Source organism: uncultured Draconibacterium sp. (assembly GCF_913060805.1).
In the GTDB taxonomy this organism is placed as follows: Bacteria; Bacteroidota; Bacteroidia; order Bacteroidales; family Prolixibacteraceae; genus Draconibacterium.
In genome coordinates this window covers 225,287-235,818 of the sequence record NZ_CAJXTC010000003.1, presented here as the reverse complement: position 1 = coordinate 235,818, position 10,532 = coordinate 225,287, and the positions used below count along the sequence as shown (strand labels likewise).

Below are 10,532 nucleotides of genomic sequence, written 5' to 3'. Positions count from 1 at the left end.
ACAACATAATAGCTTTGGGTATTTGAAAGCGGGATGCAAAGTAAAGCCGTAACGCTAACAATAATTATAGCCAGAAGGTAGTGCTTTATTTTTTGTGAAAATAGGGTTGAATTCGAATAATTTATAAATTTTATTTTGGGCATGACTGTTCTGGTATCCTTTTTTCGCAAATAAATTAGCCTGTACAAGATATTGTTTTTAGTTTAAATTTCTGAATCTATCATTTTCAAACCATCTACTTATTCAAGCGTATATAGTATTTAATTAGAAGCCACAACGCTTTAACAATGATGACAAGAAATGTCAATACTAAAACGATTATCCCTATAATATCCCAAGCTGTAAGTTTCATTCGTACTAAATCTACAAAGCAAAGTTGAGGACGATTTTATAAATGTTTTATAAAGAATCGTGGAATGTGATAAGGATATTATAAAAATTGACAATAAGTCACTTTTGAAAATTGTATGTGTATCCCGAAGTAGCACCTTGAAAGCTAAAAGAGTTGCTCGCATATATTCTTATTTGTAAATATAGATGGTCATTTTTAGCATTTTATCATCATTTTTAAAGTTAATGTTGCCAGAACTTTTTAGTAAACAAAACAATTACAGTGTAGATCTCAAGCCGGCCGATAATCATTAAGATAGAAAGTAGGACTTTGCTGTTCGCAGGGAGATGAGCAAAATTACTTGCCGGGCCAACTGTTCCAATCCCAGGACCGATACCAGCCATGCAGGTTGCTACCGAACTGCTCGCCGTTCTTATATCCACTCCTGTAGCTACAATTAGAATGCTCCCGATAACAAAAACAATGAAATAGATGCTTATAAAGGAAAGGATGGTTCTATTAGTTTCATCATTTATCGGCCTACCGTTAATTCTCAAATGTAAAATGGCATGGGGGTGTAGAAATTCACGAAAATTTCGTCGAATGTTTTTTAATAATACCAGGTGCCGAGCCATTTTGATTCCTCCGGCAGTAGATCCGGTACTACCTCCGAGAAACATTATCAGGAATATAAAAACCCAGGCAAATACCGGCCAGTTTAAATAATCAGCTGAAGCAAAACCAGTACATGTAACAATTGAAATGACCTGAAAAAAGGCTTCGCGAAACGCTTCCTCAAAAGGTTTGTTCATCTTGAAAAACAAAACCAAAGTAATGATTAGCCCAACAATAGATACAACGGCAAAATAAAATCTCATCTCTTCGTTCTCTTTAACCTTTCCGAATTCTCTTTTTAAGATGTAATAATGAATCACAAAATTGGTTCCTGCCAGCAACATGAATATCATTATTACATACTGTATGTAAGGCGAATAATCGGTGATACTGGTATTTTTAGGAGAAAATCCTCCAGTGGCGATGGTGCCGAACGCATGACAAACACTGTCAAACAAATTCATTTTTCCCAGCAGTAGAAGAACAACTTCGGCAGCCGTAAGCAGCACGTAAATGGCAAGAATACGTTGACCTACCGATTTTATTTTGGGATGTATCTTTTCCTGCAACGACGACTCCATTGTAAACAACTGGTAGCCGCCAATTTGCAAGGTTGGCATTATAAGTATTACCAATACAATAATACCGATTCCCCCAATCCAGTGGGTTAAACTTCGCCAAAATAAAATGGATTTTGGCAGCGATTCAATATCGGTTAAAATAGAAGATCCGGTTGTTGTAAAACCAGAAACTGATTCGAACAAAGCATCGACAAATACGGGAATACTTCCTGAAATTACATAAGGAAGACTTCCCAATAAAGTCATTAAAAGCCACGAACTTGTTACGGAAAAATAGGCATCTTTTCGGTTTAACTCAGTATCTCCATTTTCCGTTTTCGATATCAGAAACAATATAAAAGCTATTGTAAATGAAATTAAAAAGGATATTAAAAACGGATATATCGGTTCAGCATAAATTAGAGCGATGATGGAGCAAACTAAAATTGACAGTGAAACAATGAATACATTTCTGCTAAGTATTTTCGAAGTTAACCTGAAGTTTATGATCTTGTCCATACTATCCTCTATACATATTTTGATTTAAGAACTCCACTTTATTTTTTAGCCTAAATTCTGAGTTTCTTTAATCATCATCGTCTTTCATAAATTTTACCAATGTTGTTACTGTCACAGATAGTACATAAACAAAGGCAATTATCAGTATGATTATACCCACAGTATTCCAAAAAGAAGACATAGTTTAATCTGTTACTGTTACTAATACAAAGGAACTAGTTATGATATCAAGATTTTATAAAGATAAATTTGATTGATATAAAGATTTTATAAAATATTGATGATTGTGTTTAATGAGTAGGATCTATATTATGATGTTGAGGAGACTGTAACATGAACTCTGTCTAACAATTTCAATTTTGTACCTCTTCAAATCTCTCTCTTTCCAACTTTTCAGCATGCTCCCTAACCAACTGTTCATGGCTTTTAACCTGTTTACGAATTTTTGAGATAGCATCCCGGTCCCGGTTATAAGTAAAAATTGATTCCAGCTGAGACAAAACCTTAGTATCTACTTCGCCTTTGAGTTTAATATATCTATATTTCAAATCATTATCTCTTAGCTTTCCATTGGTATTAAGTTGCCAAACGTTACCGCCCAGTAAAAGCAAAATAGCAAGCGCCATAGAAATAATGGTGATGACAGCCTTACTATTCCTAAAATCGATCCTAATGTGGTGTTCCTTCCTAACAATAACATCTTTTGGTATTTTTAATTGATCAATCCGTTCGTTTATGGGTGAAATTGTAGCCTTCAGTTCCCTTTTAACCGCTGAAAGATTTTTACCGACTTCGCAAATGGTATAAGTCGATGCTGTAACCATATTCTTCAGTAATATTCTTAATTGCTCGTTTGAAAATTGCGTTTGATTAACCTGGTTATGTGCAAAATAGGCAAAAAAACACATTAGAATTTTGCAGCCACTCAGCTTGATACCATAATATTCGTCCGTCAAACCCGATAATTTCGTTGACAGAAAAACTAAATAAACTCGTTCATAAATCAATGATTGTTAATTAGCGTAATCAATAATAAAGAAACACCTAATTCCCATCAATCAGATACTTCTTTAAGATTTTTGTTTTCGGATTTTTCAAAATGTCGTCGGGATGCCCCTGCTCAATAATTTCGCCATAGTACATAAATACAACATGGTCGGCCAGTCGTAATGCCTGGCGCAACACGTGGGTTACCAAAATTATAGTGTAATGTTTCTTTAAATCTTTAAATAGATTTTCGATAATCTTTGTCGAAATGGGATCGAGTGCTGAGGTTGGTTCGTCGGCTAAAATAATGGTGGGTTTTACGGCTAGTCCGCGTGCCAGGCAAAGTCTTTGCTGTTGCCCGATTGAAAGACTGTTCGCAGGACTCTTTAAGCGATCCTGAACCTCGTTCCACAAACCCACTCTTTTCAGGTTGGTTTCCACGCTGTGTGAAATTAGTTTCTTCGAGCGGATACCTTTTAGTTTTAATCCGTAAGCCACATTTTTATAAATTGAGGCTGGTAAAGGAAAAGGCCTTTGCGACAACAGTCCCATTTTCTGGCGCATGTTAGCAAGGTTCTGACCAGCTTTCGTAATATCCTGTCCATCAATAAGAATCTGTCCCGAAACTTTTAGTTCTTTATGCAGATCGGTCAGGCGGTTTAAGCTTTTCAGCAGCGTGGTTTTCCCGCAGCCCGAAGGCCCCAGCAATACTACAATCTTATTTTTTGGAATTTCGAGATTGATATTTTTCAGGATTTCCCCATCTTTTGTTCTAACATTCAAACCTTTTATTTCAACTATCGGGGCTGCTTCTTTTAATTCCGAAACTTTTATTTCATTCTGCGAAACAGCTCGCCTCGCAGTTAGTTGTGATTGATATGACAAAGTCATTGAATTCATTTTATGCTGTTTTTTGAATAGCGTTTTGAAAGGATTCGTGCCGAAACACTGATAATTAAAATGATAATAGTAAGCACAACCGCAGCCGCATAAGCCCGTTGTCGAACCTCTTCGATTGGCGAGCTGAGCTGAAAAAAGATGGACAGCGGTAGAGTGGCAACCGGTTCGTCGAATGTTACAGGAATATTATCGGTGAAACCAGCAGTAAAAAGTACCGAAGCTGCATCGCCAATGCCACGACCGAAAGCAAGTAGCAAAGCCGTTATAAAACCAGCTAACCCCTGTTTTAAAAGCACTTTTAGCGCCGTTTCTGTTTTTGTTGAACCTAACGAAAAAGAGGCCTCCTGAAGTTCTACAGGTATTGTTTTTAACACCTCGTCGAACGCCCTCACTAAAATGGGCGTAATCAGCAAGGCCACCGTAATAATCCCGGCCAAAAGCGAGGCATTCAATCCTAAAAGTAACATGACGGCAAAGCCAAAGGCACCGTAAACAATGGATGGAATTCCCCAAAGGGCATCGAGAAAAAAACGAATGGTGTTTTGTGTCCGCTTTAACCTGATGAGCTGCACATTGATAAACAATGCTGCCGGTAATCCGATAATTACAGCCAGAAATGTGGCACCCACCGAAAGGTAAAAAGAACCCACAATCGCGTTCAGAATACCACCATCGCCACCAAAATAATAACCGCCTTCGGGCATTGAAAGAATAATTTCCCACGATAGCGCCCCAATTCCCTTTTTAAAAACCACAAGCAGCAGATACAGCAAAATTAATACTACGGAATAGGCCGCGATAAAAGAAATAATCTTAAAAATCCATTCTTCAATAATTTTTAAACGATTCATACTTTTTCGCCTTTATGAATGAAATACCTGAAAAACAGGTTGATAATAAGAATCACTACAAACAATAAAAGGGCTGCAAACATCAGCGCCGAATCGTAATCGGGAATCGACATCATTTCACCATAATTGTTGGCAATTAAAGCCGGCAAGGGATAACCGGGTTTTAGCGGCGAAAGAGAAATGTTCAGCGTATTTCCAACCACCATTAAAACGGCAATGGTTTCGCCAAAAGCTTTGGAAATTCCCAAACCAAATGCAGAAATAATTCCGGGAAATCCTTTTCTGAGAATCACATGTTTAACCATTTCCCAGGATGTGGCTCCCAACGAAAGCGATGCTTCTTTCATCCCCACAGGAATGGTATGAAACACTTCAATCAGCATATTCAGCATATAGGGGATGCACATTACAGCCAGGACTGTTCCGCCAGCAAGTAAACTGTAGCCCGAACTGCTTGTACCGAAAAATGGAGCTATACCGTCGGAAACCAAGGGTACAATTACCAGAATTCCCCAAACGCCATAAACAACCGATGGAATTCCGGCAAGAATATCGATAACCGGAAGCATAAAATTCAACAAACGCTGTTTACTGAACTGTGTGAGGTAAATCGCTGCAAATAAACACAGAGGTGCCGATAGCAGAAAAGCCAAAACAGTTACATAAGCCGAACTGAAAATGAAGGGCAGAAAACCGAACTCCCCTTTCATTGGAGACCACCGGCTTGAAAAAAGCAGGTTTGCCAGCGACTGGCTTTTCAGAAGTGGACCGGCTTTCCAGAATAAGCCAATGACAATAAATACCGGGATGGACAGCAAAAGATACAATCCAATCCGCATCCAGATATTTACTAAAATATCAGCTATTTTCCGTTTTTTATTCATTGTGCTTTTCGCATTTTTGTTTTGATTTTTTAGTCATTTAGTTTTGTGGATTGCTCTTTCAGTTTCGTTTCGTTTAAAGGTACATAACCGGCATCAGAAACAAATTGTTGGCCCTGGCTGACCACCCATTTTAGAAAATCGAGCGTGGCTTGCTTGCCCGGTTTGCCTTTTGCAACCAGATAAAGCTCGCGTGCCGGTGGCGAAGGATATTTTCCTGCGGCGATTGCCGACAGCACCTGGCCAAAAGTCTGGTAAAAATCTTCATCTGCATCCAGCTGCCCGTTCTCGTTAACATCAATCGGAATCACTTCAATACCCGGGTTTTTATTTCCGGATTTAACATCATACAGGTAAATGGTATTATTAAAACCGATTCCCTTTTCATCTTTCACCACAGCATCGGCGAGGCCGGGATCGCCAAAAACACCAACGCCTTTCAGGTCTTCCTGCTTGCTACCAAGATAAGCAGCCCAGGTTCCGGCAGCACCACAGGCATCAGAACGCGTAAAGACATTAATTGGCTGATCCATGCTTATCCCGCCTATCTGGTTCCAGTTCGTGTAGTTGTCTTTGATGTAAAGACGCTTGAATTCTTCGCGGGTAATTCCCCGTTTCTTAAGCGTTTCAACCACCGGATTTGCGGCATTGATGGTTGGGATAACAGCATCCTTTGTAACAGCAATCCACCAAACACCTTTATCTATTTCGGTCTGGGAGATTTCGCGCGAAAACATTCCAAGATCTACCGTGCCCGAAAGCGCATCGGCCATTCCTTTCCCGGCTCCTCCGGCTGAAATATTAAACCGAACGTCGGGATGTTCTTTCTGATACTCTTCACTCCACTTTACAACCAGCGGATACAAAGCAAAGGCCCCCGAAAGGCTGATGGTCTGTTCTTTGTTTTTTGTTGAGGTGCAGGCAGTAAACAACACTAGAATAACCAGGATTAAAGTGCTTTCTATTGATTTCATAATTATAACATTTCAAATTTTAAACTTCAATTTTTAAATAATGTGGGAACAAACGTTAACTGTAAATACAGAAACTGAGCGAAACCGGGATCTACCACTTCCTGCAGCGTTTTCAGTGAACGCGTGGGCAGAAAAAATGAATAGCCACATTCAAGCGCTCCCCAGTCTGAAAATTTATGTTTCAAAACCAGATCGTTGTCATAGCCCAGCTTTTTATCCGAAGGAGTAGTTTCATTTACCTGTGCCAAAGTGAAATATTGCCCCATGTTTTTCAGGCTGGTTTTGGCCGTGATTTTCACATCGAAATAAAAATAATAATATACCAAACCACCCTGCTTTGTGTCCTTACTGAAATTACTGAAATAATCCATGCTACCGTAGAAACGGTGCCGCGAGCCATACAATACATCAAAAAGATGATCGTTTTTTTCGTTCGTATTTTTATTTCCCGACAAATAACTTAGGCCAATGCCCGGCGTAATTTTTCCACTTTGATACTTCAAATCAAAGTTGGCCATCCAGGCACTTACTTTTTTTGCTGAATTATTTTTCCCGAACTGATAATAAAGGTTTCCCATCACATTCAGGCGGTCTTTAGTAAAAGTTGTATATAGTCCGATGGTTTGTTTGAAAAAAAGTTTGTTATCGGTTTCTGTTTGAGTGACTCCTGATGCAATATGCGAAACCGATAAATTCCAGGATTCTGAGAAACGGTGTTTGGCCCAAACGAAATTCAGCGTTTTAATTCGGGTTGGATCGTAAAAATTATCAGCGGTATTGTTCCCGGCAGTGTTCCAGGTCGTTCCGGCGTGTATGTCCCAATCGTCCGATTGCCATTTATAAATCAGGGCATCGTAAGCAATTCCGTTCTGGTTCCAGTTTCGGGCCGAAAGAATGCGCTGATTATCGTAAACCAGCTGCTGCCTGCCAACCGAAAGCCAGCCTTTAGCGCCCGTTTTTATCTGCACGTAACCTTCGAATAAATCGAGCGAGGCTTCATCGCCATAAACACCGGTAGAACTGCTTAGTTGTTCGTCGCCCCAAATCCGTACATCCTGCGGCGTTATTTTTAATTTTAAATGTTCGTTTTCGAAGGAAAAAGACAGGCGGGTACGCTGCGAAATTACTGCCGCCGGAGTAGTTCCTTCGGCTGCTAGTTTCCGATATCCGTTGCGCAATTCGAAACGGTTACGGAGTTGGGCATCAACTGTGAATTGTGCGAATCCGCTATTCGACAGCAGACAAACAATAAAAAAAGTGAAAATATATTTCGTCCGGGAAATTGATTGCGATCTTTCCGAACCTATTATCAATTTTAAACACCGCTTGGTTTCAAACATAACTTTTGTATTAAAACTTGCTTACAAAAGTATTTTGGCAAAACCACACGGGGAACAGTTTAAAAACGTAAAAATCAGACTACGTTTTTATACGTAGTTACGAAATTCTCAGATTTGAAGTAAGCCGCTTTTTATGGCGTAAATAACCAGGCTGGCCGTATTCTTCGATTGTGTTTTCAGCAACAGATTCTCGCGATGTTTATCTACGGTGCGTTTGCTTAGCACTAGTTTTTCGGCAATTTCCTGGTTTGTAAGCCCATTGCATATCAGCAATAAAACTTCTGTTTCGCGTTCGGTTAAGTCGCTGTCGATGGTATTAAAATCGCATTTGTCGGGGTACTTCAAAATATCGTTTAATATTTCAATCGAAATATAACTGTTCTCGTTTCTTACCGCGGCAATTGCCTTTTCAACCTCCTCGAAATTTGAATTTTTTAGCAAAAAACCACAAGCTCCGGCATCAATCATACTCAGGTAATAATTTTTTTCGGAGTACATCGATAAGGCCAGGACTTTTATAGACGGCTGAAGTTCCCTAGCTCGTTTTGCGGCTTCAATCCCGTTCATCACGGGCATTTCAATATCAACCAGGGCTATTTCTACCGGATGATTTTTCAGACCTGATATAAACTCTTCGCCATTGTTGGCTTCAAAAACGTCGCCCACAAAACTCAGGTTCGTAAGCAGCAGTTTCAGCCCCTGCCGAAAAAGTGCGTGGTCGTCTACAATATAAATGTCAATTTTATCCATTGTTGCTTGTGCTTACCGGGAAATAAAATTCGATTAAAAAACCATTATCGGGCGCAGTAACAATTGTATAATGGCCGTTTAACGATTTTGTGCGCGAAAAAATATTATTCATTCCCATCCCTTTGTTTTTACTGCTTTCTTTTCCATGTTCGTACTCAAATCCAATGCCATCGTCCATGTAGCGAAGGTGATAAAACGCGTCGTTTCGCTTAATTTCGAGATAAACTTTTTGCGGATTCGCGTGCGTAAAACTATTGTTCATTAATTCCGAAACAATACGGTACAGGTTGATACTCATGGCGTCTGGCAGCAATTTTTCATCAATTTGAAAATCGAATTCCCAGCCAATTTGTTTTTGCGAAAAAAGCTGTGATGCAAGCGATTCGAGTGCCTGTTGCAGTCCGTAATTTTTCAAAAGGTGCGGACTCAGGTTATTGGCGATTTCCTTTAGCGTAAGAATTGAATTACTTGCCGCAGCATGAGCAGATTCAATAATCTTTTGGTTTACTGAAGAAAGGTTTTCGGTTTTTATCGCGCTCAGTGTCATTTTTATCGAGGAAAGTACCGGCCCCATTCCGTCGTGCAGTTCGCGGGCAAAAGTTTGCCGGGCTTTTTCTTCGGTGTTGATCATGGCCGACAACACTTTTTGCTCATTCTCTTCCCTCAGCTTTTCAATTTCCTTTTGCAGGTTGAAAATTTTCTTGATAAAAATTACCCCCACAAAAATGAGAACCGAAATAGAAACACCGATCCAGGCGTTGGTCTCATTGTTCGGTAACAGTTGCGAATTCCAAAACAAATTGGAAAAATCTAAAAGTCGCCGCAAAGCCATTAAAATGAATGCGCCTGAAATTAATATCCACGAAATGTTAAAACGCGTGCGACGAATTAAACTTATGGCGAGTATTGTTGCAATAAGCTGAAACAACATGGAGAGCAACAAAGCAAATTTTAATGTTGTCATCTTTCAATTTGTTTATTCAGAAACAAAACTACAGTTTAGTTCTACTTCTTGTTCCTTTTTTGCAAAAAAAGGAATTCTGGACTACAGACTAAAGATTGGACGCAGTGCTGTTTTGCAATTTATTCAAATATGTTTAAAAAGTTTATTTTAGGCTATTTCCAGAGCTCCCTCTTATTTCAATCTTATTCTGAGCCAAATCTTTCTCTCTCCATTTCCTCAGCATGCTCCCTAACCATCTGTTCATAGCTTTTAACCTGTTTACGAATTTTTGAGATAACATCCCGGTCCCGGTTATAAGTAAAAATTGATTCCAGCTGAGACAAAACCTTAGTATCTACTTCGCCTTTGAGTTTAATATATCTATATTTCAAATCATTATCTCTTAGCTTTCCATTGGTATTAAGTTGCCAAACGTTACCGCCCAGTAAAAGCAAAATAGCAAGCGCCATAGAAATAATGGTGATGACAGCCTTACTATTCCTAAAATCGATCCTAATGTGGTGTTCCTTCCTAACAATAACATCTTTTGGTATTTTTAATTGGTCAATCCGTTCGTTTATGGGAGAAATTGTGGCCTTTAGCTCCCTTTTTACCGCTGAAAGATTTTTACCGACTTCGCGAATGGTATAAGTCGATGCTGTAACCATATTCTTTTGTAATATTCTTAATTGCTCGGTTGAAAATTGCGTTTGTTTAACTTGGTTACGGAATTCATGAAGTAAGACTGCAATTTCTTCTGTATCCAGTTTCGTTTGTTCCCCTGAGACTGTTCCGTTACCTAACTTATCAATTTTTTGTTTTAATTCTTCGAACAGCGTAAAAACTGTGGAAGCATCTATTTTTCCAACACCCATAATTCA

Annotated in this window: 10 protein-coding genes; all 10 read right to left on the bottom strand. The window is 39.1% G+C overall.

Translation table 11 applies throughout. The annotated features are described in order from the left end of the window. Window positions 1–573 precede the first annotated feature (573 nt). The 10 genes from QZ576_RS03370 to QZ576_RS03325 all read right to left on the bottom strand — a co-directional run bounded on the left by QZ576_RS03370 (window position 574) and on the right by QZ576_RS03325 (window position 10,526). A complete protein-coding gene (locus tag QZ576_RS03370) occupies window positions 574–2,025 on the bottom strand; it encodes a TrkH family potassium uptake protein (protein WP_297094053.1) in 1,452 nt (483 codons plus the stop codon). Between the two features lie 353 nt (window positions 2,026–2,378). Further along, window positions 2,379–2,981 (bottom strand): hypothetical protein, encoded by a 603-nt coding sequence (locus QZ576_RS03365; protein WP_297094051.1) that lies wholly within the window; start codon window positions 2,979–2,981, stop codon window positions 2,379–2,381. 88 nt (window positions 2,982–3,069) lie between these two features. After that, complete coding sequence (locus QZ576_RS03360) at window positions 3,070–3,903, bottom strand: phosphate ABC transporter ATP-binding protein (RefSeq protein ID WP_297094049.1); 834 nt, start codon at window positions 3,901–3,903, stop codon at window positions 3,070–3,072. Window positions 3,904–3,908: 5 nt separating this feature from the next. Continuing rightward, window positions 3,909–4,763, bottom strand: coding sequence for a PstA family ABC transporter permease (locus tag QZ576_RS03355; protein WP_297094047.1), 855 nt, complete (start codon window positions 4,761–4,763; stop codon window positions 3,909–3,911). Next, window positions 4,760–5,647 (bottom strand): phosphate ABC transporter permease subunit PstC, encoded by an 888-nt coding sequence (gene pstC, locus QZ576_RS03350; RefSeq protein ID WP_297094045.1) that lies wholly within the window; start codon window positions 5,645–5,647, stop codon window positions 4,760–4,762. The genes QZ576_RS03355 and pstC overlap by 4 nt, the downstream gene beginning before the upstream one ends. Before the next feature lie 29 nt (window positions 5,648–5,676). Then, the gene (locus QZ576_RS03345; protein ID WP_297094043.1) at window positions 5,677–6,618 is read right to left on the bottom strand and encodes a substrate-binding domain-containing protein; all 942 of its coding nucleotides are present in this window, start codon (window positions 6,616–6,618) and stop codon (window positions 5,677–5,679) included. Window positions 6,619–6,644: 26 nt separating this feature from the next. Further along, window positions 6,645–7,931: an alginate export family protein gene (locus QZ576_RS03340; RefSeq protein ID WP_297094057.1), complete on the bottom strand. Its 1,287-nt coding sequence runs from the start codon at window positions 7,929–7,931 to the stop codon at window positions 6,645–6,647. 135 nt (window positions 7,932–8,066) lie between these two features. Beyond that, window positions 8,067–8,708, bottom strand: coding sequence for a response regulator transcription factor (locus QZ576_RS03335; protein WP_297094041.1), 642 nt, complete (start codon window positions 8,706–8,708; stop codon window positions 8,067–8,069). Further along, window positions 8,701–9,672, bottom strand: coding sequence for a histidine kinase (locus tag QZ576_RS03330; RefSeq protein WP_297094039.1), 972 nt, complete (start codon window positions 9,670–9,672; stop codon window positions 8,701–8,703). Before QZ576_RS03330 ends, QZ576_RS03335 begins: the two co-directional genes overlap by 8 nt. A 182-nt stretch (window positions 9,673–9,854) precedes the next feature. Beyond that, window positions 9,855–10,526: a hypothetical protein gene (locus tag QZ576_RS03325; RefSeq protein ID WP_297094037.1), complete on the bottom strand. Its 672-nt coding sequence runs from the start codon at window positions 10,524–10,526 to the stop codon at window positions 9,855–9,857. Window positions 10,527–10,532 lie beyond the last annotated feature (6 nt).

Excerpts from the sequence above, each read along its gene's own strand:
- QZ576_RS03370 (WP_297094053.1), bottom strand. The coding sequence starts at position 2,025 with ATGGACAAGATCATAAACTTCAGGTTAACTTCGAAAATACTTAGCAGA.
- QZ576_RS03360 (WP_297094049.1), bottom strand. The coding sequence starts at position 3,903 with ATGACTTTGTCATATCAATCACAACTAACTGCGAGGCGAGCTGTTTCG.
- QZ576_RS03355 (WP_297094047.1), bottom strand. The coding sequence starts at position 4,763 with ATGAATCGTTTAAAAATTATTGAAGAATGGATTTTTAAGATTATTTCT.
- pstC (WP_297094045.1), bottom strand. The coding sequence starts at position 5,647 with ATGAATAAAAAACGGAAAATAGCTGATATTTTAGTAAATATCTGGATG.
- QZ576_RS03345 (WP_297094043.1), bottom strand. The coding sequence starts at position 6,618 with ATGAAATCAATAGAAAGCACTTTAATCCTGGTTATTCTAGTGTTGTTT.
- QZ576_RS03335 (WP_297094041.1), bottom strand. The coding sequence starts at position 8,708 with ATGGATAAAATTGACATTTATATTGTAGACGACCACGCACTTTTTCGG.
- QZ576_RS03330 (WP_297094039.1), bottom strand. The coding sequence starts at position 9,672 with ATGACAACATTAAAATTTGCTTTGTTGCTCTCCATGTTGTTTCAGCTT.
- QZ576_RS03325 (WP_297094037.1), bottom strand. The coding sequence starts at position 10,526 with ATGGGTGTTGGAAAAATAGATGCTTCCACAGTTTTTACGCTGTTCGAA.